We start from the raw sequence: 25,313 nt of genomic DNA on the forward strand, positions 1-25,313 counted from the left end.
TACTAACTACGTTTGGCAAATAGAATCGATTTGCTAAACTCCGTGTCGTAGTTCAGTAAATGTATTTGATTGTGTAACAATCTAAGTAACTAACGCCAAGTTTCTATGGAACTTGGCTATGCGTTCCACTAGTAAAGTTTTACGAATATTGTCGATTCGTGGGCTTTTCCGTTGTAACTGGTAGTGAGAGGTCTAGCTAACTGTCTTACTAACTATGTGTGGTAAATGAAATTGATTTGTAAAACTCAGTGTCGTGGCTAATAAGACAGCAAAGTATGTAGGGTTTTACCTTAGCCCTCTATAAAAAGATGTTGAATATTTGGCTTTATTTGTTTTACTATTAACCTTTATGGTAATAACTTATAAATAAAAGAAAACTTCAGATATTCACCTTTTGTGATTGGTCTGAAGTTTTCTTTTTTACTGTCCATATTTTTGGTAAAAGTCAACTTTTACTTGGATGAAGGTTTTGGCTTCACGTAGGAGTTGAAGAAGTGTGGCACGGGTTTCAAATTCTTCTCTTGTCTTGGGTAGACTGCGGTTACGGAAGACTTCCAGATAACGTTCAATTTCATCTAGTAAATCAGAAGCAGGATTGGTCTGGCTCAGTTGACCTGCAATTTTTGAAAAGAGTTGGGCCAAAATCAGGCTCTCACTAGCAGCTAGGTGACAGGTGTTGATTTGCTGGGCCATATTTCGCAGGATGCGACTTTGTCGCTGTCTCATCTCAAAGTAGTGAATATGGTAATCGGTCTGGTGAAAGAGGTGGTCAGAGTGATCTAGATAGACAAGTCTGAGGGCTTCTTCCAAAAGGGTATCCAATTCTTCTACTAGCTGTGCTCGGTTGCGTCCATCCCCTCTGGATAAATAATATTTGAAGCGTTGGAGGATATCTTTTAACTTTTCTTCTACCAATGTGTGGTAGTGATGAATTTCCTCTTCTCGTGAAGGCATGTAGAGATTAACCAGCAAGGCAAATCCTGTGCCGATAGCAAAGAGAAGGAATTCATTGACTAGAAGCTCTGGGGAGGTTGACTCTTGTACCAAGAGATGGCTAACCAAAACGCTACTTGGCGTGATGCCAATTTCCCAGCCCATCTTGTAGGCTAGGGGAACATAAAGAGCCAGATAGAGGCCAAGGCTCCAGATATGAAATCCGCTCAAGTGAAAAGCCAGAACTCCGATAACCAAAGCTAGAAGCATGGAAAAGAGCCGATTGCGGGCCAATTTTAAGGTACTTCTACGGGTATCGGATAGGCTCAAGAGGGCGATGATACCAGCTGAAACTGCTGAGGAGAGATTGAGAAAATAAGCAAGAAAGCAGGCAAGACAGGTAGCTAAGATGAGCTTGGTCGTACGTTGGCTAATAGACATAAGAATTTCCTAGTAAGTTAGAATAAAAGCGGAAAAGACAAGACCTGAGCAGGCTTGTCTTTATGAGTTATTTTTTACGGGCTGCTGCGTATTCGGCAACAGCAGTAAAGAGGACGTCTGTAGAAGAGTTGAGGGCTGTTTCGCATGAGTCCTGGATGACACCAATCACAAATCCAACACCGACAACTTGCATGGCAATATCGTTAGAAATACCGAAAAGGCTACAAGCAACTGGGATAAGAAGGAGGGATCCTCCGGCAATACCAGAAGCACCACAGGCTGAGATTGCTGCTACTACACTGAGGACAAAGGCTGTAGCAAAGTCAACAGGGATTCCAAGAGTATTTACTGCAGCAAGGGTTAAAACGTTAATAGTAATCGCTGCCCCTGCCATGTTGATAGTAGAACCAAGTGGGATAGAAACAGAATAGGTATCTGGATCCAGACCGAGGTCGTGGCAAAGTTTCATATTGACAGGGATGTTAGCCGCAGAACTACGAGTGAAGAAGGCTGTAACACCGCTGACACGCAAACATTTCCAAACGAGGGGATAAGGGTTTCTCTTCATAAAGAGGAAGGCAATTAGTGGATTGACTACCAGAGCCACAAAGAACATAGTTGTCACCAAGAGGGCAAGCAAGATTCCATAGTTAGCTAGGCTTCCGATTCCCTTATCAGAGATGGTTTTGAAGACAAGACCAAGGATTCCAAACGGAGCTAGGTTGATGATCCATTCTACAATCTTAGAAGTCACATCAGCCATGGTTTTTAGCAATTCTTTACTATTTTTGCTGGCTTCTCTCATAGCAATACCGAAAACAACTGCCCAAGATAGGATACCGATGTAGTTGGCTGTGACAAGGGCATTGACTGGATTGTCAACCAGTTTGAGCAAGAGGTTGCTGAGGACCTGGCCAATTCCATCTGGTGGAGCAATATCGGTATTAGCACTATTTAGGGTAATTTCAACAGGTACGATGAAACTTGCTAGGACAGCAACAAGTGCCGCTGCAAAGGTTCCTACCAAGTAAAGGAAGATAACAGTTTTCATGTTGCTATCTTGTCCCTTTTGATGTTGGGAAAGGGCGTTAGCAACGAGGGCAAATACCAGAATTGGTGCGATGGCTTTAAGGCCACCAACAAAGAGATCTCCAAGTAAACCAATTCCTGAAATGTTAGGAAGTGTCAGCCCTAGGGTTCCTCCAATAAGCATGCCAATCAAAATTCGTTTGATTAGACTCGCCTTATTCCAAGCATGAATGAATTTTTTCATAACAATCTCCTTTGTTGTGTAATGTTTATGATTATAGTATAAATATGAGCTAAAATCAAGAATTTTCTGTCTATTTTGGCTGTTATTTTTGAATATTTATGGAGATTCATCACTTGTAAAAGTATGGTATAATAAATGAAAGGAGTTTTCTATGAAAGAATTTATTCAAACCTACCTCAATAAGCTTGATATAACAACGATTATTGAAAATATCTTAACCAAGTTAATTTCTCTGTTATTCTTATTTTTACTCTTTTATATAGCTAAGAAATTGCTCCATACCATGGTGCAGAGAATTGTTAAACCTTCTCTAAAAATGTCTCGTCATGATGTCGGGCGTCAGAAAACCATTTCACGTTTATTAGAGAATGTGTTTAATTATACCCTTTATTTCTTTTTGCTTTACTGTATCTTGTCTATTTTGGGTTTGCCAGTTTCTAGTTTACTAGCAGGTGCTGGGATAGCTGGGGTGGCTATTGGTATGGGAGCCCAAGGTTTTCTGTCTGATGTCATCAATGGTTTTTTCATCCTCTTTGAACGTCAACTGGATGTGGGAGATGAGGTCGTTTTGACAAATGGTCCTATTACTGTCTCGGGCAAGGTTGTCAGTGTCGGCATTCGAACAACGCAACTCAGAGGAGAAGACCAGGTTCTGCACTTCGTTCCCAATCGGAATATCACCGTCGTCAGCAATTTCTCTCGTACAGACCAGGCCTGAAATTTTAGCAGATTTATGGTACAATAGAAAGAGTTTAATAAAGGAGAAAAGATGGTTTTAGAAAAGCAGTTGGGCAATGGTTGTACCTGGATAGACCTTGATGTGGATAAGATTAAAAATATGGAAGATCTTTCTGACATCTATGGATTGGACAAGGAAACCATTGAGTATGCTCTGGATAGAAATGAACGAGCTCATATGGATTATAACCGTGAAACGGAGACGGTAACCTTTATTTATAATGTTCTTGATTTAGAAAAAGACAAAGAATATTATGAAGCGATTCCCATGACCTTTATCGTCGAAAGACAACGAATGATTACCATCAGCAACCATAAGAATGCTTATGTCATTGATCAGATGTCAGCTTATCTGGATAGCCATGAGTCGCTTTCTATTTACAAGTTTCTCTTTGCTGGTTTAGAGATTATCAGTAACGCTTATTATCCTGTCATTGAAGAGATGGATAAAAGTAAGGACGAAATTAGTGCCTTGCTACGTCAAACTACAACAAAGAAAAATCTCTTAGCCCTCTCTGACTTGGAGACTGGTATGGTTTACTTGACAGCAGCAGCAAAACAAAATCGACTCCTCTTGGAACATATCCAGGGCCATGCTCTTTATCGGAGATTTAATGATGTCGAACGAGAGCAGTTTGATGATGCCATGATTGAAGCCCATCAGTTGGTGTCTATGACAGACTTGATTTCTCAAGTCTTGCAACAACTCTCAGCTTCTTACAACAACATCCTAAACAATAACTTGAATGATAGTTTGTCAATTTTGACTATTATCTCCGTCTTACTAGCAGTACTTGCGGTTATTACAGGTTTCTTCGGAATGAATGTTCCTCTACCATTTACAGAAGAGCCAAATGCTTGGATTTATATCTTAATGACTAGCTTGATTTTATGGGTGGCCTTATCTCAATGGCTGAAGAAAATTACTAGAAAATAAAAGAAAAGGAGCCAAAATGGTGATTGAAAACTACATGCCAGACTTTGCTGTGGAAGCAGTCTATGATCTGACAGTCCCAAGCCTGCAGGCGCATGGAATCAAGGCTGTTTTGGTCGATTTGGACAATACCCTCATTGCTTGGAACAACCCTGACGGGACGCCAGAGATGAAGCAATGGCTACATGATCTTCGGGACGCGGGCATTCGCATTATTGTGGTATCAAATAACACTAAAAAACGCGTCCAACGAGCAGTTGAGAAGTTTGGGATTGATTACGTTTATTGGGCTCTGAAGCCCTTCACATTTGGGATTGACCGTGCCATGAAGGAATTCCACTATGAGAAAAGCGAAGTGGTCATGGTCGGCGACCAGCTCATGACAGATATACGAGCAGCCCACCGTGCAGGCATTCGCTCGATTTTAGTCAAACCCTTGGTCCAACATGACTCGATCAAAACACAGATCAACCGAGCTCGTGAGCGCCGTGTGAAGCGAAAAATCACTGAAACGTACGGACCGATTACATATAAAAAAGGAATTTAACTATGGAAGAAATTCTCTGTATTGGTTGTGGAGCAACCATTCAGACGACAGATAAGGCTGGTCTTGGTTTTACCCCCCAGTCGGCACTTGAAAAAGGTTTGGAAACTGGCGAAGTCTATTGCCAACGCTGTTTCCGTCTCCGCCACTATAATGAAATCACGGATGTCCAGTTGACGGACGATGATTTCCTCAAGCTCTTGCACGAGGTGGGAGACAGTGATGCCTTAGTGGTCAATGTCATTGATATCTTTGATTTTAATGGCTCTGTCATTCCAGGCTTGCCACGCTTTGTATCGGGCAATGATGTCCTTTTGGTGGGAAATAAAAAAGATATCCTGCCCAAGTCAGTTAAACCAGGCAAGATTAGCCAGTGGCTCATGGAACGTGCCCACGAAGAAGGTCTTCGTCCAGTCGATGTCGTCCTAACTTCGGCACAAAATAAACATGCTATTAAGGAAGTCATTGACAAAATCGAACACTACCGTAAGGGCCGTGATGTCTATGTTGTTGGCGTGACAAACGTTGGAAAATCAACCCTCATCAATGCCATCATTCAAGAAATCACGGGTGATCAGAATGTCATCACGACTTCGCGCTTCCCAGGGACAACCTTGGACAAAATTGAGATTCCGCTTGACGACGGTTCTTATATCTACGATACGCCGGGAATTATCCACCGCCACCAGATGGCTCACTACTTGACGGCTAAAAACCTCAAGTATGTCAGCCCTAAAAAGGAAATTAAACCCAAAACCTATCAGCTCAATCCTGAACAAACACTGTTTCTAGGCGGTCTCGGACGCTTTGACTTCATTGCGGGTGAAAAGCAAGGATTCACAGCCTTCTTTGATAATGAACTCAAACTCCACCGAACCAAGCTTGAAGGAGCTAGTGCTTTCTATGACAAGCATGTAGGAACCCTTCTGACACCACCAAATAGCAAGGAAAAAGAAGATTTTCCAAAACTAGTCCAACATGTATTTACCATCAAGGACAAGACAGACCTAGTTATCTCAGGCCTAGGCTGGATTCGCGTAACAGGCACCGCCAAAGTCGCCGTCTGGGCACCAGAAGGCGTCGCAGTTGTCACACGAAAAGCAATTATTTAAACTAAAATCACTGAGCGAACAAAGTGAGCTCATAAAAAGATAGTTATTGCCGTGGGATCTTGCCAATCTGTAGATTGGCAAGGGGCACAATTGAGACCAAGGCTCAATTGTGAGGTCAGGAAATCCATTTTCCAAAGATGAGATCTTTGAAAAATTAGTTCCGACCGTCCCTCACCACCTAAAATAACTATCAAAAAAACAAGGAAGAAATTATGTCATTAACATCAAAACAACGTGCCTTCCTCAACAGCCAGGCACACACCCTCAAACCCATCATCCAAATCGGAAAAAATGGACTCAACGACCAAATCAAAACCAGCGTCCGTCAAGCTCTTGATGCCCGTGAATTGATCAAGGTGACTCTTTTGCAAAACACCGATGAAAATATCCACGAAGTAGCTGAAATTTTGGAAGAAGAAATCGGTGTGGACACAGTCCAAAAAATCGGACGCATCTTGATTTTGTTTAAACAATCCAGCAAGAAAGAAAATCGCAAGATTTCTAAAAAAGTCAAAGAAATCTAAAAAAACTACTCCAAACAACTGTTTTTACAGAGAAATAAAGGAGACTAGCCTATGGCAATCGAATTATTGACTCCCTTTACCAAGGTAGAGTTGGAGCCAGAAATCAAGGAGAAAAAACGCAAACAAGTCGGGATTTTAGGGGGGAATTTTAACCCTGTTCACAATGCCCATCTGATTGTTGCGGACCAAGTACGTCAGCAGTTGGGACTGGACCAGGTCTTGCTCATGCCTGAATACCAACCTCCCCATGTAGATAAAAAGGAAACCATCTCTGAACACCATCGTCTCAAGATGCTTGAGTTGGCGATTGAGGGGATTGAAGGACTAGCCATTGAAACCATTGAATTGGAGCGTAAGGGCATTTCTTATACCTACGACACCATGAAGATTTTAACAGAGAAGAATCCTGATACGGATTATTACTTTATCATCGGTGCCGACATGGTGGACTATCTGCCTAAGTGGTACCGAATTGATGAGCTGGTCGACATGGTTCAGTTTGTAGGGGTTCAGCGCCCACGCTACAAGGCAGGGACTTCCTATCCCGTTATCTGGGTAGATGTGCCTCTAATGGATATCTCGTCCAGCATGGTGCGTGACTTCATTGCCCAAGGTCGGAAACCCAACTTTCTCCTGCCTCAGTCTGTACTAGACTACATCGAGAAGGAGGGGCTTTACTGATGGCATATCAAGACTATATCAATTGCTCTCGCGAGGCTTTGTTGGAAAAAATGGCAGAGCTTCTACCCGAGAAACGGTTAACCCATTGCTTGGGTGTGGAGCGTGCAGCTATAGAATTGGCTCAGAGATTTAGAGTCGATACCGAGAAAGCAGGACTAGCAGGCCTTCTTCATGACTATGCTAAAAAGCTGTCAGATCAGGAATTTTTAGACTTGATTGACCGTTATCAGCTAGACCCTGACCTCAAAAACTGGGGCAATAATGTCTGGCATGGCATGGTTGGCATCTACAAGATTCAGGAAGATTTGGATTTGCATGATTCTGAAATCTTGCGAGCTATTGAAATCCATACAGTCGGGGCTGACCAGATGACAGACCTAGATAAGGTTATCTATGTCGCAGACTATATCGAGCATAATCGATCCTTTCCTGGAGTGGATGTAGCGCGTGAGATTGCAAGTTTGTCACTTAATAAGGCAGTAGCTTATGAGACAGTTCGTACCGTGGAGCATCTAGCCCATCAGGGATTCCCCATCTATCCCCAAACCCTTGAAACCTATAACGCCTTTGTGCACTATTTGAAAGAGGACTAAATGAACGAAAAAGAATTACTAGAACTAGTCGTGAAAGCGGCTGATGAGAAACGTGCGGAGGATATCCTCGCACTTGATGTCCAAGATTTGACTAGCGTGACTGACTACTTTGTTATTACTAGTTCAATGAATAGCCGTCAGTTGGACGCTATCGCTGATAATATCCGTGAAAAAGTAGCCGATGCAGGCTTTAAAGGCAGTCATGTCGAAGGAGATGCAGCTGGAGGTTGGGTCCTACTAGACCTCGGCTCTGTTGTCGTGCATGTCTTTTCAGAAGAAATGCGTGCCCACTATAACTTAGAAAAGCTATGGCATGAGGCGGAGTCAGTAGATATTTCAGAAGCTCTTGCTTAGAAGACGAACTCAGTTGTAGCCAACTGGGTTTCTTTGCTTATTTTAGAAAAAATGGATAGAAAGGTATAGGGCGAGTGGTGTTTGCCATGGAGGCTCTTGGTATCATGATTATGGCAACTTATGAAACCTTTGCGGCGGTCTATGATGCGGTCATGGACGATAGTTTATATGATAAATGGACGGATTTTTCTCTGGGTCATTTGCCTAAGACAAAGGATAGAAAGAAGCTTTTGGAATTGGCTTGTGGGACAGGCATCCAGTCTGTACGCTTTTCTCAAGCTGGTTTTGATGTGACTGGACTTGACTTGAGCGCAGATATGCTGAAGATTGCGGAGAAGAGAGCGGCTTCAGCCAAACAAAAGATTGATTTTATTGAAGGCAATATGTTGGATTTGTCCAAGGTAGGTCAATACGACTTTGTCACTTGTTATTCGGACTCTATCTGCTACATGCAGGATGAGGTGGAAGTAGGGGATGTTTTTAAGGAAGTGTATAATGCCCTTAATGAAGATGGAGTTTTCATCTTTGATGTGCATTCGACCTACCAGACAGACGAAGTTTTTCCAGGCTATTCTTATCATGAAAATGCAGAAGATTTCGCCATGCTATGGGATACCTATGAGGATGCGGCGCCTCACTCTATCGTTCATGAGTTGACTTTCTTTGTCAAGGAAGCGGATGGTTCCTTTAGTCGCCACGATGAAGTGCATGAGGAGCGGACCTATGAGGTCTTGACCTATGATATTTTGCTGGAACAGGCCGGATTCAAATCCTTCAAACTCTTTGCGGACTTTGAAGACAAAGAGCCAACAGAAACCAGCACCCGTTGGTTTTTTGTGGCGCAGAAGTAGGAGATTATCATGACCATCACGGGTATTATCGCGGAGTTCAATCCTTTTCATAATGGCCACAAATACCTGCTGGATCAGGTGGAGGGGCTGAAAATTGTTGCCGTGTCTGGTAATTTCATGCAGCGTGGAGAGCCAGCTATTGTAGATAAGTGGATACGAGCCCAGATGGCACTGGAAAATGGCGCAGACTTGGTAGTGGAATTGCCCTTTTTAGTTAGTGTTCAGGCAGCAGATTTTTTTGGCCAAGGGGCTGTGGATATCTTGGCTCGGTTGGGCATTGATACTCTAGCTTTTGGGACGGAGGAAGTTCTAGATTACCAGAAAATCGCTGACTTATACACAGAGCAGGGTGCTGAGATGGAAAAATTTGTGGATAATCTGCCTGACTCTCTTTCCTATCCACAGAAAACCCAAGCCATGTGGAAGGAATTTGCTGGTCTTGATTTTTCAGGAAATACTCCCAATCATGTTCTTGCTCTGGCCTATGCCAAGGCAGTTGCAGGACGAAATATCAATCTGCATCCGATTCAGCGTCAGGGGGCGAGTTACCATTCTGTGGACAAGGATGTGGATTTTGCCTCGGCGACAGCTCTGCGTCAGCATCAGTCAGACCAAGATTTCTTAGAACGCTTTATGCCTTCTGTTGAACTCTTTGAGCAGGCTAGTAAGGTGAGCTGGGAAGACTATTTTCCCTTGCTCTGCTATCAAATCTTGTCAAATCCAGACCTAACCACCATCTATCAGGTCAATCAAGAAATGGCAGTGCGCATCAAGGATGCCATCAAAACAGCCCAGTCTGTGGAAGAATTGGTCGAGGCGGTTGCGACCAAACGCTATACTAAGGCGCGTGTCAGACGCCTATTGACCTATATCCTAGTGCAGGCCAGAGAAAGTAACTTGCCAGAAGGGATTCATGTTCTTGGATTTACTGAAAAAGGCAGACAACACCTCAAGTCTTTGAAAGGGCAGGTCAATCTAGTTAGCCGAATTGGCAAAGAACCTTGGGATGCTATGACCCAAAAGGCAGACCAGATTTACCAACTGGGAAATCCAAGTATAGCAGAGCAGAATTTTGGAAGAGTACCGATAAGAATAGAAACAAACTAAGTCTACTGAAAGGTGGACTTTTTCTCAAGTCTCTACTAAACTACTATTTCTAAATAACAAGTTTATTTTAGCAAACGCGTTCCAAATTCCCCAAAACATATTCTATTTTAGGTTTGTGAAAATCACTTTTTTATGGTAGAATGTAAAAGAATGTATGTCATTCGGAATAACAATAAAATGAGGTAAAAACATGGAAATCATGTCGCTTGCGATTGCTGTTTTTGCCGTCATCATTGGTTTAGTCATTGGATATGTCAGCATCTCAGCTAAGATGAAATCATCTCAGGAAGCTGCAGAGTTGATGCTTTTAAATGCTGAACAAGAAGCAACTAATTTACGTGGACAAGCTGAACGTGAAGCGGATTTACTGGTTAATGAAGCTAAACGTGAAAGCAAGTCTCTTAAAAAAGAAGCACTATTGGAGGCCAAAGAAGAAGCCAGAAAATACCGTGAAGAAGTGGACGCTGAATTCAAATCAGAACGTCAAGAACTCAAACAAATCGAAAGTCGTTTGACAGAGAGAGCTACTAGCCTTGACCGTAAGGACGACAATTTGACGAGTAAAGAACAAACACTTGAACAAAAAGAACAAAGTATTTCTGATAGAGAGAAAAACCTTGATGCGCGTGAAGAGCAATTAGAGGAAGTCGAAAGACAAAAAGAAGCAGAGCTAGAGCGTATTGGTGCTCTGTCTCAGGCAGAAGCACGAGATATTATCTTGTCGCAGACAGAGGAAAACTTGACCAAGGAGATTGCCAGCCGTATTCGCGAAGCTGAGCAAGAGGTCAAGGAACGTTCTGACAAAATGGCCAAGGACATCTTGGTTCAAGCTATGCAACGTATCGCTGGTGAATATGTAGCGGAGTCAACAAACTCAACGGTTCATCTGCCAGACGATACTATGAAGGGACGCATTATTGGTCGTGAAGGTCGTAACATTCGTACCTTTGAAAGTTTGACAGGGGTTGATGTGATTATCGACGATACACCAGAAGTGGTGACCTTGTCAGGATTTGATCCGATTCGTCGTGAGATTGCCCGTATGACTATGGAAATGTTGCTCAAAGATGGTCGTATCCACCCAGCTCGTATCGAAGAGTTGGTTGAGAAAAACCGTCAAGAGATTGACAATAAGATACGTGAATACGGTGAGGCTGCTGCCTATGAGATTGGTGCGCCAAACCTTCATCCAGACTTGATGAAAATCATGGGACGTTTGCAGTTCCGTACTTCATATGGACAAAATGTCTTGCGCCATTCGATTGAGGTTGCTAAGTTGGCTGGAATTATGGCGAGCGAGCTTGGTGAAAATGCGGCTCTTGCCCGTCGTGCTGGTTTCCTTCACGATATTGGGAAAGCCATTGACCGCGAGGTTGAAGGTAGCCACGTTGAAATCGGTATGGAATTGGCCCGTAAGTACAAGGAACATCCAGTTGTGGTCAATACCATTGCTAGTCACCACGGAGATGTTGAAGCTGAGAGCGTGATTGCAGTTATCGTCGCTGCAGCAGATGCCTTAAGCGCGGCACGTCCAGGTGCTCGTAGTGAGTCTCTTGAAAGCTACATCAAGCGTCTTCATGATTTGGAAGAAATTGCTAACGGTTTTGAAGGGGTACAAAATAGCTTTGCCCTTCAAGCAGGACGTGAAATCCGCATCATGGTAAATCCAGGACAAATCAAGGACGACAAAGTCACAATCTTGGCTCACAAAGTTCGTGAGAAAATTGAAAACAATCTCGATTACCCAGGAAATATCAAGGTAACCGTGATTCGCGAGCTTCGTGCAGTAGATTATGCTAAATAATAAAAAACTGAAGTCAGAAGAGAATCTGACTTCAGTTTTTTGAATAAATTATTTGCAACTATTTGTTATATTATCGGGGCGAAATCTCAATTGGTGATAAGTAGATTAAATCTTGAGTAGAGTTATAGTTACCGATTTCTGCTTTAATATGTATATTTTGTCCGGTTTTAATATTGTCCCCATTAAATGAATTGAATATAGGATTTGAGATGATAGTGATTTGAGGGATTTTGAAATTAGGGCCTGATACCTCATCAGGATGATAATTTCCAGAATGAATAAGAATATCATATTTTGATTTTGACTTAGCAAGATTTGCTATGTTCCCATCAAATTCAATTATCTGACCTTTGTGTTTTTGAATAAAATCTGTTATGACACTTTGATCTTCAGTTTGGAGCAGAGATTTAAAGTCTTCATTGTTTTCTACTGTAATAATAGTTGCTTGTGATGGACTTGTTGACGAGGTTTCGGTCGAGCTTGATGTGGTGTTAGTTGAACTAGAGGAAGCAGGCGTCGAACTTGATGATGTAGAGGATGATTCACTAGTTTTCTCGACAGATTTTTCAATAATAGAGCTAGTTTGTGTAGAGGAAGGGGGAGAAACAGTAGTTGACTTATCTGAGTATACTCCAATTATAACTGCTATAAGAATCATAAATATTGTAACAGCACCGATTAAATATGGAATCAATCTTTTTATTTTCAGTTCCATTGGGCTCAATGGTGTTATTTCAACCTCAGCTTCTTTTTCAAAAAAACCAAATACTCCGGCATTTCCATGATCAATGATATTGATTTTGACTTCACTTTTGTTGAGATTGAGTTCAGATAAGCCATTTGAAATTGCTTCATCAACATTTTTTCCTTTATAATTTCCCATAAACTTCTCCTTTTTATATTAGTAGTTTTATTATCTCTTAAATAGAATAAAAAGGCAAGTCTTTTTTAGGGGGCTACCTTGTATAAATCATAGATTATGCTAAATAAATAAGAAAGAGCAGTTGAAAAATTACTGCTTTTTTGTTACACTAGTTAGAAAGACTGTAAAGGATAATCTGGCTTTTTGCCATTATTCTAGAAATGTTATTTCACAGACTGACTAAAAGGAGACACAATGGCAGACCGAGGCTTACTAATCGTTTTTTCTGGTCCTTCAGGGGTTGGAAAAGGAACGGTTAGAAGAGAGATTTTTGAGAGTTCTGAAAACCAATTTCAATACTCTGTATCGATGACGACACGCGCACAACGTCCTGGAGAAGTGGACGGTGTTGACTATTTCTTCCGTACTCGTGAAGAGTTTGAAGAGCTGATTCGTCAAGGACAGATGTTGGAATACGCAGAATATGTCGGCAACTACTATGGAACTCCTCTGACCTATGTCAATGAAACCTTGGACAAGGGAATCGATGTTTTCCTTGAAATTGAAGTTCAGGGTGCTCTTCAGGTCAAGAAAAAGGTTCCAGATGCTGTCTTTATCTTCCTGACACCACCAGATTTGGATGAATTGCAAGATCGTTTGGTAGGACGTGGAACAGACAGCGCAGAAGTGATTGCCCAACGAATCGAAAAAGCCAAGGAAGAAATTGCCCTTATGCGTGAGTATGATTATGCGATTGTCAACGATCAGGTGCCCCTAGCTGCTGATCGTGTCAAACGTGTGATCGAAGCAGAGCACTTCCGTGTGGATCGTGTCATTGGTCACTATCAGGAGATGTTACCAAAATCTCCAACTACCCGATAAAATTTAGAAAATAGGTACAAGCAAATGATGTTAAAACCCTCTATTGATACCTTGCTCGACAAGGTTCCATCAAAATATTCACTCGTAATCTTGGAAGCAAAACGTGCCCACGAATTGGAAGCAGGTGCGCCAGCAACTCAAGGTTTCAAATCTGAAAAATCAACTCTTCGCGCTTTAGAAGAAATCGAATCAGGAAACGTAACAATTCACCCAGATCCAGAAGGAAAACGTGAAGCAGTGCGTCGCCGTATCGAAGAAGAAAAACGCCGCAAAGAAGAAGAAGAAAAGAAAATCAAAGAGCAAATCGCTAAAGAAAAAGAAGATGGTGAAAAAATTTAAGGTTGGGGGGACTCAATCTTATTTTTTCTATTGCAAGAATGTACTGATACTCAATGAAAATCAAAAAGCAAACTAGGAAGCTAGCCGCAAGCTGTACTTGAGTACGGTAAGGCGACGCTGACGTGGTTTGAATTTGATTTTCGAAGAGTATGACAAGGAGGAGGTGAGAAGATGACCATAGCCAAGATTATCGTAGATGTGCCTTTGATGCAGACGGACCAACCCTATAGTTATAGGATTCCGGAGGAATTTGAGGGAATGCTGGAAGTTGGGATGCGGGTCCATGTACCTTTTGGTAAGGGCAATCGCCTGATTCAAGGGATTGTTCTTGGTTTGGAGTCCCAACCAGATGCAGAAGAGGCTAATCAAGATTTAAAAGATATTGCGGAGGTGCTGGATTTTTCTCCTGTGCTCACGCGAGAACAACTCTGGCTTGCTGAGGAGTTACGCAAGTCCGTCTTCTCCTATAAAATCTCCATCCTCAAGGCTATGCTACCAGGATTTCTGAACTCCAGCTATGACAAGATTCTCTATCCTCTGGCAGGTCTGAGTCAGGAAGACCGAGAGCGCTTGTTTGGTTCAGAAGATTCACTTGCATTTTCTTCTCTAGATTTAGGTAAGCAAGCTGAAATGATGCGTTTGACTAGAAAAGGCCTGCTTGGTCTAGAATATCAGGCGATTGATCAAAAGAAGGTCAAGACCCAGTCTTGGTATGAGGTAGACCTTGTTCAGTTAGAAGGTGTAGAGATTTCTGCTCGCGCCAAGAAAAAGTTGGAATTGAGAGACTATTTGCTGTCTCATCCTGAGAGTGCTTCCTTGGCTAGTTTGCTAGAGTCCTACTCACGGGAGCAAGTCAACTTCTTTGTAGAACAAGGTGCTGTTACTATAGTTCAAAAGGAAGTCCAACGCTCGGCTGCTTATTTTGAAGGAATTGAAGCAAGTCAGCCTTTGGAGTTGAATCCAGAGCAAAGGCAGGCGCTTGATGCGGTTGTCAGTGCGGTTGGCAGTCATCAGCCTCCCTTCCTCCTTCAAGGGATTACAGGAAGCGGGAAGACGGAGGTTTACTTGCAGATTATCCAAGGGGCCTTGGACAAGGGCAAGACAGCTATTTTGCTGGTGCCTGAGATTTCCCTGACTCCACAGATGACGGAGCGTTTTATAGCACGTTTTGGGGACAAGGTGGCCATTCTTCATTCAGGCCTATCCAATGGTGAAAAGTATGATGAATGGCGCAAGGTGGAACGCGGAGATGCCCAAGTTGTTGTGGGTGCTAGATCTGCCATTTTTGCTCCACTGAAAAATCTGGGTGTCATGATTATTGATGAAGAGCATGAAGCGACTTATAAGCAGGACAGCAATCCCCGTTACCATGCCAGAGAAGTAGCCATTTTACGGGCTCAGTATAATCAAGCAGTTCTGGTACTTGGTTCAGCAACTCCTAGTCTGGAAAGCCGTGCTCGGGCTGGTAAAGGCGTTTATCAACATTTACGTCTGACCCAACGTGCCAATCCTTTGGCTAGGATCCCTGAGGTTCAAGTAATTGACTTTCGAGACTATATCGGACAAAATGAGACGTCAAACTTTACGCCACCTTTGTTAGAAGCTATTCAAGATCGTCTGGCTAAAAAAGAGCAGGTGGTTCTTATGCTCAATCGTCGTGGTTATTCTAGCTTTGTCATGTGTCGGGAGTGTGGGACGGTGGATACTTGTCCTAACTGTGACATTTCTTTGACCTTGCACATGGATACCAAGACCATGAACTGCCATTATTGTGGTTTTTCGAAAGACATTCCTCAGGTCTGTCCTAACTGTAAGAGTCGCAGTATTCGTTACTATGGGACAGGAACTCAGAAGGCTTATGACGAGCTGGCAGAACTCTTTCCGCAAGCCCGTATTTTGCGGATGGATGTGGACACGACTCGTAAGAAAGGTAGTCACCAAGCTCTTCTTGACCAGTTTGGGCGAGGAGAAGCAGATATTTTACTTGGTACTCAGATGATTGCCAAGGGATTGGATTTTCCCAATGTGACTTTGGTCGGAGTGCTCAATGCGGATACGGCTTTGAATTTGCCTGACTTCCGTTCTTCTGAGAGAACCTTCCAACTTTTGACTCAGGTTGCAGGCCGGGCAGGTCGTGCGGAAAAAGCTGGGCAGGTCTTGATCCAGTCTTACAATCCTCAGCACTACGCTATTCGATTTGCCAAGGATCAGGACTACGAAGGTTTTTATGCCTATGAAATGGGAATCAGACGACAACTTGGTTATCCACCTTACTATTTCACCATTGGCATTACCCTTTCTCATAAGAAAGAAGAAGAGGTGGTCAAACGTGCTTATGAAGTTATGAACATTTTGCGGTCAGGTTTGTCTGAAACCAGTAACATCCTTGGGCCAACGCCCAAACCTATTGCCCGTACCCACAACCTCTATCATTACCAGATTTTGATTAAATACCGTTTAGAAGATGAGCTGGGGCCGACCCTCAACCAGGTCTTGGCCTTGACTCAAGAACGGGAAAATAGTGAGCTTCGTCTCAGCATTGACCATGAGCCACAGCAATTTTTATAAGAAGGAGAAGATATGACAAAATTAATCTTTATGGGGACACCCGACTTTTCAGCAACAGTTTTAAAAGGGCTTTTGACAGATGACCGTTACGAAATTCTAGCCGTTGTGACCCAGCCAGACCGTGCCGTCGGCCGTAAAAAAGTGATCCAGGAAACCCCAGTTAAACAAGCTGCCAAAGAGGCAGGACTTCCTATCTACCAACCTGAAAAACTATCTGGAAGTCCAGAGATGGAAACTATTATGCAGCTAGGAGCAGATGGAATTGTGACTGCTGCTTTTGGGCAGTTTCTCCCAAGTAAACTCCTTGATAGCATGGACTTTGCTGTCAATGTTCACGCCTCCCTCCTTCCTAAACACCGTGGTGGTGCGCCTATCCATTATGCCTTGATTCAAGGGGATGAGGAAGCTGGTGTGACCATTATGGAAATGGTTAAGGAAATGGATGCAGGAGATATGATTTCTCGTCGTAGTATTCCGATTACGGATGAGGACAATGTCGGCACCTTGTTTGAGAAATTGGCGCTAGTTGGTCGTGATTTGCTTTTGGATACTTTGCCTGCCTATATTGCTGGTGATATCAAACCTGAAGCGCAGGATCCAAGTCAGGTTACTTTCTCGCCAAATATCAAGCCAGAAGAAGAAAAACTGGACTGGAATAAAAGCAATCGTCAACTTTTCAACCAAATCCGTGGAATGAACCCCTGGCCTGTTGCCCATACTTTCCTTAAGGGCGACCGCTTTAAAATTTATGAATCACTACCAGTAGAAGGTCAGGGAAATCCAGGTGAGATTCTCTCTATTGGCAAGAAAGAATTGATTGTCGCAACGGCTGAAGGAGCTTTGTCTCTCAAACAAGTTCAGCCTGCTGGTAAGCCTAAGATGGACATTGCTTCCTTCCTCAATGGAGTTGGACGGACATTGACTGTAGGAGAACGATTTGGTGACTAAAGTAGAAACGGCTAGAAGTTTAGCCCTAGCAGTATTAGAGGATGTTTTTATCAATCAAGCATACTCAAATATCGCCTTAAATAAGCATCTCAAGGGAAGTCAACTTTCGGCAGCAGACAAGGGCTTGGTGACCGAGCTGGTCTATGGAACGGTAGCCCGTAAACTGACTCTGGAATGGTACCTATCACACTTTATCGAAGACAGAGACCAGTTAGATAGTTGGCTTTATGTCCTTCTTCTCATGAGTGCTTACCAGCTCCGCTATTTGGACAAGATTCCAGACCATGCTGTGGTCAATGAAGCAGTAGAATTGGCCAAAGTCCGTAAAAAAGGCAGTGAAAAATTGGTCAACGCCGTCCTTCGTCGTATTCTACGTGAAGGCTGGCCAGATATCACCAGCATCAAACGAAAAAACAAGCGTGATTCCATTGCCTATTCTCTCCCAGTTTGGCTAGTTGCCAAGCTCAAGGAAGAATACGGAGAGGAGCGAGCGCAAGCTATTTTTGAAAGTCTTTTGGTGCGCAACAAGGCCAGTATTCGTGTAACGGACCTAGGACGAAAAGAAGAAATCCAAGTCTTGTTGGAGGCCAGTGATTCACCTTTGTCTGTTTTTGGTCTCGTCAAGGAGCAGGGGCATTTTGCAGGCCATGACCTATTTTCAGAGGGGGCTATTACTATCCAAGACGAGTCTAGTCAGCTGGTTGCTCCCACTCTTGATTTACAAGGTGGTGAGCAGGTTCTAGATGCCTGTGCGGCTCCAGGTGGGAAAACAGCCCATATAGCCTCTTATCTAACGACAGGTCAGGTTACTGCTCTGGACTTGTACGACCATAAGTTGGACTTAATCCAAGAAAATGCCCAACGTCTAGGAGTTGCAGACCGAGTTCAAACGCAAAAATTAGATGCCAGAAAGGTGCATGAGTTTTTTGGTAAGAATTCTTTTGATAAGATTTTGGTGGATGCTCCCTGTTCAGGAATCGGTCTGCTGCGCCGGAAACCAGATATCAAATACAATAAAGAAACGGCAGATTTCACGTCCTTACAGGAAATTCAGCTAGAAATATTAGGTAGTGTTTGTCAAACACTACGCAAAGGTGGTATAATAACTTATAGTACCTGTACTATTGTCTCAGAGGAGAACTTTCAAGTCGTTCAGGCATTTTTAGAAAGTCATCCTGAATTTGAGCAGGTAAAACTAGAACATGAATGTAAGGATATCATGAAAGATGGTTGTATTCTCATTACACCTGAATTGTATGGAAGTGATGGATTTTTCATCAGCCAATTTCGCAAGATATCGGATTAGGAAGGAACTGACATATGGAAATTTCAATATTAACGGATGTTGGTCAAAAACGAACAAATAACCAAGACTATGTCAACCACTACGTCAACAGAGCAGGTCGTACTATGATTATCTTAGCTGACGGGATGGGAGGACACCGTGCAGGAAATATCGCGAGTGAAATGGCGGTTACAGATTTAGGTATCGCTTGGGTAGATACCCAAATTGATACCATCAACGAGGTGCGTGAATGGTTTGCTAACAACCTTGAGATGGAAAATAAAAAGATTAACCAATTGGGGCAAGATGAAGCCTATAAAGGAATGGGAACAACTCTTGAGGCTGTAGCCATTATTGACAATCAGGCTATTTATGCCCACGTTGGAGATTCTCGTATTGGTTTAATTCGTGGAGAAGAATACCACCAGTTAACGAGCGATCATTCCTTGGTCAATGAATTGCTCAAGGCAGGTCAATTGACACCTGAAGAAGCAGCTAGCCACCCACAGAAAAATATTATTACCCAGTCAATCGGTCAAAAAGATGAAATTCAGCCTGATTTTGGAATGATTACCCTTGAGCCGGGAGACTATCTCCTACTTAATAGTGATGGATTAACAAATATGATTTCAGGAAGTGAGATCTATGATATTGTAACCAGTGATATTCCTTTGGCAGATAAGGCAGCAACCTTGATCCGTTTTGCCAACAATGCGGGTGGTTTAGACAACATCACAGTTGCCCTTATTGCTGTTACTGAGGAGGAAACAGAATGATCCAAATCGGCAAGATTTTTGCCGGGCGGTATCGGATTCTCAAACAGATTGGTCGAGGAGGCATGGCAGATGTTTACTTGGCTAAAGATTTGATTCTAGACGGGGAAGAAGTGGCAGTAAAGGTCCTGAGAACCAACTACCAGACAGACCCGATTGCTGTGGCGCGTTTCCAGCGGGAAGCGAGAGCCATGGCGGATCTGGACCATCCTCATATCGTTCGGATTACAGATATCGGTGAAGAAGAGGGACAACAGTATCTTGCAATGGAATATGTTGCTGGATTAGACCTCAAACGCTATATCAAGGAACATCACCCTCTTTCAAATGAAGAAGCGGTTCGAATCATGGGACAAATCCTCTTGGCTATGCGCTTAGCCCATACTCGAGGAATTGTTCACAGGGATTTGAAACCGCAAAATATCCTTTTGACCCCAGATGGGACTGCCAAGGTTACAGACTTTGGGATTGCAGTAGCCTTTGCAGAGACGAGTTTGACTCAGACCAACTCAATGCTGGGTTCCGTTCATTATTTATCGCCAGAGCAGGCGCGTGGTTCTAAAGCAACTGTGCAGAGTGATATCTATGCCATGGGGATTATTTTCTATGAGATGCTGACAGGTCATATTCCTTACGATGGGGATAGTGCGGTAACCATCGCCCTCCAGCATTTCCAGAAACCTCTGCCGTCGGTTATAGCTGAAAATCCATCTGTGCCTCAGGCATTAGAAAATGTTGTTATCAAGGCAACTGCTAAGAAATTGACAGATCGCTACAAATCAGTCGCTGAAATGTATGTGGATTTGTCGAGTAGTTTGTCTTATAATCGTCGTAATGAACCAAAGCTAGTCTTTGAAGATGCGACTAAGGCAGATACTAAAACTCTTCCTAAAGTTCCACAAAGTACCTTGACTTCTATTCCTAAAGCTCCGGTACAAGAGGGAAGACCTCAACCTAAGCCCCAGCCTCATCAGACAGAAAAACCAGTACCTAGTCCAAAGCCAACCAAACGCCGTCGTATGAAAGCACGTTATCCAATTTTATTTGCGACCTTCTTGTTGGTTGTGGCATCTTTGGTATGGATTTTATATAGAACGCCCGCTACCATTGCCGTTCCAAAGGTGGCAGGTCAGACGGTTGCGGAAGCTAAAGAAGCGCTTAAGAAAGCCAATTTTGAGGTTGGTGAAGAAAAATCAGAGGCCAGTGATAAGGTTGAAGAAGGTCGGGTTATTCGTACCGATCCTGACGCTGGTACGACACGCAAAGAAGGAACAAAAATTAATTTGATTGTGTCTTCTGGTCAGCAATCCTTCCAACTTGGAAATTATCTCGGAAGAAAGTCCAGTGATGTAGTGGCAGAATTGAAGGGTAAGAAGGTTCCAGAAAATCTAATTAAGATTGAGGAAGAAGAATCCAACGAAATCGAAGCTGGTACAATCATGAAACAAAGTTTACCGGAAGGAACAACCTATGATCTTAGCAAGGCAACTCAAATAGTTTTGACAGTTGCTAAAAAAGTAAATTCTATTTCAATGCCAAGCTATATTGGTTCTAGCCGAGAATTTGCAGTCAATAATCTTACAGAGATATATGACGTTAAAAAAGCTAATATCGAAGTTGTAGAAGTGTCTAAAGCTCCTGAAGGAACTGCTGAGGGGACTGTTGTAGAGCAAAGTCCAAAGGCAGGCGAAAAAGTAGACTTGAGCACTACTCGTGTTAAAATTTCTATTTATAAAGCAAAACAAACTCGTACTTCTTCAACATCTTCATCCTCATCCTCTTCGTCGTCTAGTTCTTCTCGGAAACCTAACGAGCCGGGGAATGCAGAAACCTCCCCAACACAAGGAAACTCGCAAGGTAATTCACAACGAGGAGATACTTCCCCAGATAATCCATAGTGATACTAGAATCTTTGTCATGATTTCATGGCAAAGATTTTTTTTGAGTCCGGATTTGTGATAGAATAGAAGGAGTTGATAAAAGGAGGAACGCATGGAAGAATCAAGAGAATTAAATGCCGTCATCGATGTGATTATGTTAGCTGGAACCATTCTTCTCAAAAGTGGCTCAGAGATTCATCGTGTAGAAGATACCATGATCCGTATTGCGCATTCGCAGGGGATTGTGGATTGCAATGTTCTTGCCATGCCTGCCGCTATCTTTTTCTCGATTGAAAATACCAATATTTCGCGAATGAAACGCGTGACTTCCTCTTCTTATAACATTGAAAAAGTCTGCGATGTGAATCAGATTTCTCGTCAGTTAGTAGGTGGAAAGCTTGATTTAGAAACAGCCTTTAAGCAATTGACGGCCTTGCAAGCTCAACCTCTTCCCTATACTAAGTTGCAGGTAACTTTGGCTGCGACCTTTAGTGCTCCTTTCTTTTCAATTATGTTTAGTGGAAATATCTACGACGCACTTGGGGCAGGAGTGGCGACCTTATTTGGTTTTGCCTTTTCCCTCTATGTGGAGAAGTTTATCCGAATTCCCTTTGTGACAGCCTTTGCTGGAGCCTTTGTCTTTGGGATGATAGCCCAGTTTTGGGCTCGCTACACAGGTTTTCCCTCAACAGCAGATTTGATTATAGCTGGTGCGGTCATGCCGTTTGTACCAGGAATTGCCTTGACCAATGCGGTTCGTGATATTATGACCAACCACATAAACTCTGGTATGAGTAAGATGTTTGAATCCCTGCTCATTACCCTTGCTTTAGGGGCAGGAACTTCTGTCGCCTTGGTATTGATGAATTAATATGACACTAACAACCTTTTTATTACAAGCAGTAGCAAGTCTTCTTGCTATCATCACTTTTTTAATCGTACTCAATGTGCAACGTTCTATGCTCTTACCAGGAGGAATTTTGGGCATGGCTGTCTGGCTAATTTATCTTTTGCTCAAGGAACCGACCAATGTTATTGTGGCTACTTTTATTGCAGCCATTATCGGTTCTTGTGTCAGCCAGATTTTAAGTATTCTTTATAAGACACCTGCTGTGGTCTTTATCTTGGCCATCTTGGCACCTCTGGTTCCGGGTTATCTCTCCTATCGGACAACTGCCTTTTTTGTGACGGGAGATTACAGTCATGCCATTGCTAGTGCAACCTTAGTTGTTATGTTGGCTTTGGTGATTTCCATTGGAATGGCTAGTGGAACAGTGATTCTCAGACTTTATTCTCACTTACGAAAACAGCATAATGGTTAGAATAATAAGGGACTTGATTTGGTGAATCAAGTCTTTTTTCTCTCTTTTACTGCTATTTGTGATAAAATAGTATAGAACGATTTTTTACAATGAATGATAAAACAGAGGTAAATATGACAATCGGTATTGATAAGATTGGTTTTGCGACCAGTCAATATGTCTTGAAATTACAAGACTTAGCAGAAGCGAGGGGAATTGACCCTGAAAAATTAAGTAAAGGACTCTTACTCAAGGAATTGAGTATTGCGCCTCTAACTGAGGATATCGTGACCTTGGCAGCCAGTGCAAGTGATTCTATTTTAACTGAGCAAGAAAGAGCAGAAATTGATATGGTCATTGTGGCTACTGAGTCAGGAATTGACCAGAGTAAAGCTGCGGCCGTCTTTGTACATGGTTTGCTGGGCATCCAGCCCTTTGCTCGTAGTTTTGAGATTAAAGAAGCCTGCTATGGAGCGACAGCTGCCCTTCATTATGCCAAATTACATGTGGAAAATTCTCCAGAGTCCAAGGTATTGGTCATTGCTAGTGATATTGCCAAGTACGGTATTGAAACTCCAGGAGAACCAACTCAGGGTGCTGGAAGTGTGGCTATGTTGATTACACAAAATCCACGCATTATGGCCTTTAATAATGACAATGTGGCTCAGACTCGTGACATCATGGATTTCTGGCGTCCAAATTACTCAACAACCCCTTATGTAAATGGTGTTTATTCTACCCAACAATATTTGGATAGTTTGAAAACGACTTGGCTTGAATATCAAAAACGCTACCAGCTTACTTTAGATGATTTTGCGGCTGTTTGTTTCCACTTGCCCTATCCTAAATTAGCACTAAAAGGCTTGAAAAAAATCATGGATAAGAGCCTGCCTCAAGAGAAAAAAGACCTCTTGCAAAACCATTTTGACCAGTCTATTCTATACAGTCAAAAGGTGGGGAATATCTACACAGGTTCACTTTTCCTTGGACTCTTGTCTCTCTTGGAAAATACAGATAGCTTGAAGGCTGGAGATAAAATTGCCCTTTATAGTTATGGAAGTGGGGCTGTGGCTGAGTTCTTCAGTGGTGAATTGGTTGAAGGATATGAAGCTTATCTGGATAAAGACCGTTTGAACAAGCTCAACCAACGAACTGCCCTGTCTGTTGCAGACTATGAAAAAGTCTTCTTTGAGGAAGTAGACTTAGATGAAACAAATTCTACCCAGTTTTCTGGCTATGAAAATCAAGATTTTGCCTTGGTTGAAATTGTTGACCACCAACGCCGTTATAGCAAGGTTGAAAAATAATGAAGATAAGTTGGAATGGATTTTCTAAAAAATCATACCAAGAGCGCCTCGAGTTGTTACAAGCTCAGGCGCTCCTTAGTCCTGAGAAGCAAGTGAGTTTGGAGCAGGATGAACAGATAAGTGTGACTGTGGCAGACCAGCTGAGTGAGAATGTGGTGGGAACTTTTTCTCTGCCTTATTCGCTGGTTCCAGAGGTCCTTGTCAATGGTCAGGAATACACAGTTCCCTATGTGACAGAAGAACCGTCCGTGGTTGCTGCGGCCAGCTATGCAAGTAAAATCATCAAGCGAGCAGGTGGCTTTACTGCTCAGGTTCATCAGCGCCAGATGATTGGGCAGGTAGCTCTTTATCAAGTTGCTGAACCTGAACAAGCTCAAGAGAAGATTACAAACAAAAAGACTGAGCTCTTGGAACTTGCCAATCAAGCCTATCCTTCTATCGTTAAACGAGGAGGTGGGGCGCGTGATTTGCATGTAGAACAGATCAAAGGTGAAACAGACTTTCTCGTTGTTTATCTCCATGTCGATACCCAGGAAGCCATGGGTGCTAATATGCTCAACACCATGCTGGAAGCCTTGAAACCAGTCTTAGAAGAACTCAGTCAGGGACAGAGTCTCATGGGAATTCTGTCTAATTACGCGACCGATTCTCTGGTGACTGCAAGTTGTCGTATCGCTTTTCGCTACTTGAGTCGCCAGAAGGATCAAGGACGAGACATTGCGGAGAAAATTGCGTTGGCTAGCCAATTTGCGCAAGCTGATCCTTATCGAGCCACTACCCACAATAAAGGGATATTTAACGGTATTGATGCGATTTTGATTGCTACTGGTAATGACTGGCGTGCCATTGAGGCTGGAGCCCATGCCTTTGCTAGTCGAGATGGACACTATCAAGGTCTTAGTCAATGGACGCTGGACCTTGAAAGAGAAGAATTGGTCGGTGAGATGACCCTGCCCATGCCTGTGGCGACCAAGGGCGGCTCTATCGGTCTCAACCCTCGTGTAGCCCTCAGTCATGAACTACTGGGAAATCCTTCTGCCAAAGAATTAGCCCAGCTTATCGTGTCTATCGGACTTGCCCAAAACTTTGCGGCCCTCAAAGCCTTGGTGAGTACAGGCATCCAGCAAGGCCATATGAAATTGCAGGCTAAATCTTTGGCACTTCTCGCAGGTGCCAGTGAGTCCGAGGTAGCTTCCCTAGTCGAGCGCCTCATCGCAGATAAAACCTTTAACCTAGAGACTGCCCAGCGTTATCTAGAAAACTTAAGATCATAAAAAAC

Annotated in this window: 25 protein-coding genes; 22 read left to right on the forward strand and 3 right to left on the reverse strand. The window is 42.9% G+C overall.

Translation table 11 applies throughout. From position 1 onward, the window contains the following. Positions 1 to 420: 420 nt before the first annotated feature. Both O3664_RS02185 and sstT read right to left on the reverse strand, forming a co-directional pair. On the reverse strand, positions 421 to 1,374 hold the full coding sequence (locus O3664_RS02185; protein WP_084948012.1) for an aromatic acid exporter family protein: 954 nt from the start codon (positions 1,372 to 1,374) through the stop codon (positions 421 to 423). A 67-nt stretch (positions 1,375 to 1,441) separates the two neighbouring features. Next, positions 1,442 to 2,647, reverse strand: coding sequence for a serine/threonine transporter SstT (sstT, locus tag O3664_RS02190; protein ID WP_084948015.1), 1,206 nt, complete (start codon positions 2,645 to 2,647; stop codon positions 1,442 to 1,444). A gap of 151 nt (positions 2,648 to 2,798) precedes the next feature. On the opposite strand from sstT, the gene O3664_RS02195 reads away from it, so the two are divergent. From O3664_RS02195 to O3664_RS02245, 11 genes are all read left to right on the forward strand, one after another. Beyond that, positions 2,799 to 3,365 carry a mechanosensitive ion channel family protein gene (locus tag O3664_RS02195; RefSeq protein WP_045612191.1) on the forward strand — a complete coding sequence of 189 codons (567 nt, stop codon included), beginning with the start codon at positions 2,799 to 2,801 and terminating at the stop codon, positions 3,363 to 3,365. A 51-nt stretch (positions 3,366 to 3,416) separates the two neighbouring features. Beyond that, complete coding sequence (locus O3664_RS02200; RefSeq protein ID WP_371613573.1) at positions 3,417 to 4,322, forward strand: magnesium transporter CorA family protein; 906 nt, start codon at positions 3,417 to 3,419, stop codon at positions 4,320 to 4,322. A 16-nt stretch (positions 4,323 to 4,338) separates the two neighbouring features. Next, positions 4,339 to 4,866: a YqeG family HAD IIIA-type phosphatase gene (locus tag O3664_RS02205; RefSeq protein WP_049500248.1), complete on the forward strand. Its 528-nt coding sequence runs from the start codon at positions 4,339 to 4,341 to the stop codon at positions 4,864 to 4,866. Positions 4,867 to 4,868: 2 nt separating this feature from the next. Further along, positions 4,869 to 5,975, forward strand: coding sequence for a ribosome biogenesis GTPase YqeH (gene yqeH / locus O3664_RS02210; RefSeq protein WP_020901601.1), 1,107 nt, complete (start codon positions 4,869 to 4,871; stop codon positions 5,973 to 5,975). 212 nt (positions 5,976 to 6,187) lie between these two features. After that, positions 6,188 to 6,499 (forward strand): ribosome assembly RNA-binding protein YhbY, encoded by a 312-nt coding sequence (gene yhbY / locus O3664_RS02215; protein ID WP_000060169.1) that lies wholly within the window; start codon positions 6,188 to 6,190, stop codon positions 6,497 to 6,499. A gap of 51 nt (positions 6,500 to 6,550) precedes the next feature. Next, entirely contained in the window at positions 6,551 to 7,180 is a 630-nt protein-coding gene (locus O3664_RS02220; protein ID WP_261038523.1) for a nicotinate-nucleotide adenylyltransferase, read from the forward strand. Continuing rightward, a complete protein-coding gene (gene yqeK, locus O3664_RS02225; protein WP_371613574.1) occupies positions 7,180 to 7,773 on the forward strand; it encodes a bis(5'-nucleosyl)-tetraphosphatase (symmetrical) YqeK in 594 nt (197 codons plus the stop codon). Before O3664_RS02220 ends, yqeK begins: the two co-directional genes overlap by 1 nt. Continuing rightward, the gene (gene rsfS / locus O3664_RS02230; protein ID WP_004255425.1) at positions 7,774 to 8,127 is read left to right on the forward strand and encodes a ribosome silencing factor; all 354 of its coding nucleotides are present in this window, start codon (positions 7,774 to 7,776) and stop codon (positions 8,125 to 8,127) included. It begins immediately after the preceding gene. A gap of 110 nt (positions 8,128 to 8,237) precedes the next feature. Beyond that, on the forward strand, positions 8,238 to 8,978 hold the full coding sequence (locus tag O3664_RS02235) for a class I SAM-dependent methyltransferase (RefSeq protein ID WP_371613594.1): 741 nt from the start codon (positions 8,238 to 8,240) through the stop codon (positions 8,976 to 8,978). Between the two features lie 9 nt (positions 8,979 to 8,987). Beyond that, positions 8,988 to 10,085, forward strand: a complete 1,098-nt coding sequence (locus O3664_RS02240; RefSeq protein WP_371613575.1) for a nucleotidyltransferase — start codon at positions 8,988 to 8,990, stop codon at positions 10,083 to 10,085. A gap of 190 nt (positions 10,086 to 10,275) precedes the next feature. Next, positions 10,276 to 11,889, forward strand: a complete 1,614-nt coding sequence (locus O3664_RS02245) for a ribonuclease Y (RefSeq protein WP_214614860.1) — start codon at positions 10,276 to 10,278, stop codon at positions 11,887 to 11,889. 70 nt (positions 11,890 to 11,959) lie between these two features. On the opposite strand, the gene O3664_RS02250 is transcribed toward O3664_RS02245, so the two are convergent. Continuing rightward, positions 11,960 to 12,772 (reverse strand): DUF4839 domain-containing protein, encoded by an 813-nt coding sequence (locus tag O3664_RS02250; RefSeq protein WP_023946534.1) that lies wholly within the window; start codon positions 12,770 to 12,772, stop codon positions 11,960 to 11,962. Positions 12,773 to 13,006: 234 nt separating this feature from the next. Here O3664_RS02250 and gmk point away from each other — a divergent pair, with 234 nt between their 5' ends. The 11 genes from gmk (at position 13,007) to O3664_RS02305 (ending at position 25,308) form a co-directional block, all read left to right on the forward strand. Further along, positions 13,007 to 13,633, forward strand: a complete 627-nt coding sequence (gmk, locus tag O3664_RS02255) for a guanylate kinase (RefSeq protein WP_261087306.1) — start codon at positions 13,007 to 13,009, stop codon at positions 13,631 to 13,633. Positions 13,634 to 13,657: 24 nt separating this feature from the next. Next, on the forward strand, positions 13,658 to 13,972 hold the full coding sequence (gene rpoZ, locus O3664_RS02260; protein WP_000979235.1) for a DNA-directed RNA polymerase subunit omega: 315 nt from the start codon (positions 13,658 to 13,660) through the stop codon (positions 13,970 to 13,972). A gap of 171 nt (positions 13,973 to 14,143) precedes the next feature. Next, positions 14,144 to 16,540, forward strand: a complete 2,397-nt coding sequence (locus tag O3664_RS02265; RefSeq protein WP_371613576.1) for a primosomal protein N' — start codon at positions 14,144 to 14,146, stop codon at positions 16,538 to 16,540. Between the two features lie 12 nt (positions 16,541 to 16,552). Further along, on the forward strand, positions 16,553 to 17,488 hold the full coding sequence (gene fmt / locus O3664_RS02270) for a methionyl-tRNA formyltransferase (protein ID WP_261051207.1): 936 nt from the start codon (positions 16,553 to 16,555) through the stop codon (positions 17,486 to 17,488). Continuing rightward, positions 17,481 to 18,794, forward strand: a complete 1,314-nt coding sequence (gene rsmB, locus O3664_RS02275) for a 16S rRNA (cytosine(967)-C(5))-methyltransferase RsmB (protein ID WP_261051206.1) — start codon at positions 17,481 to 17,483, stop codon at positions 18,792 to 18,794. Before fmt ends, rsmB begins: the two co-directional genes overlap by 8 nt. Before the next feature lie 14 nt (positions 18,795 to 18,808). Beyond that, positions 18,809 to 19,549 carry a Stp1/IreP family PP2C-type Ser/Thr phosphatase gene (locus O3664_RS02280; RefSeq protein WP_261051205.1) on the forward strand — a complete coding sequence of 247 codons (741 nt, stop codon included), beginning with the start codon at positions 18,809 to 18,811 and terminating at the stop codon, positions 19,547 to 19,549. Then, positions 19,546 to 21,444 carry a Stk1 family PASTA domain-containing Ser/Thr kinase gene (gene pknB / locus O3664_RS02285; RefSeq protein WP_371613577.1) on the forward strand — a complete coding sequence of 633 codons (1,899 nt, stop codon included), beginning with the start codon at positions 19,546 to 19,548 and terminating at the stop codon, positions 21,442 to 21,444. Before O3664_RS02280 ends, pknB begins: the two co-directional genes overlap by 4 nt. Before the next feature lie 94 nt (positions 21,445 to 21,538). Continuing rightward, positions 21,539 to 22,297, forward strand: a complete 759-nt coding sequence (locus O3664_RS02290; RefSeq protein WP_084925579.1) for a threonine/serine exporter family protein — start codon at positions 21,539 to 21,541, stop codon at positions 22,295 to 22,297. Between the two features lies 1 nt (position 22,298). Next, positions 22,299 to 22,748, forward strand: a complete 450-nt coding sequence (locus tag O3664_RS02295) for a threonine/serine exporter family protein (protein WP_020901615.1) — start codon at positions 22,299 to 22,301, stop codon at positions 22,746 to 22,748. 113 nt (positions 22,749 to 22,861) lie between these two features. After that, entirely contained in the window at positions 22,862 to 24,034 is a 1,173-nt protein-coding gene (locus O3664_RS02300) for a hydroxymethylglutaryl-CoA synthase (protein WP_371613578.1), read from the forward strand. Continuing rightward, positions 24,034 to 25,308 (forward strand): hydroxymethylglutaryl-CoA reductase, degradative, encoded by a 1,275-nt coding sequence (locus tag O3664_RS02305; RefSeq protein ID WP_261051200.1) that lies wholly within the window; start codon positions 24,034 to 24,036, stop codon positions 25,306 to 25,308. Before O3664_RS02300 ends, O3664_RS02305 begins: the two co-directional genes overlap by 1 nt. Positions 25,309 to 25,313: the final 5 nt, after the last annotated feature.

The organism is Streptococcus sp. 27098_8_109 (assembly GCF_041432295.1).
In the GTDB taxonomy this organism is placed as follows: Bacteria; Bacillota; Bacilli; order Lactobacillales; family Streptococcaceae; genus Streptococcus.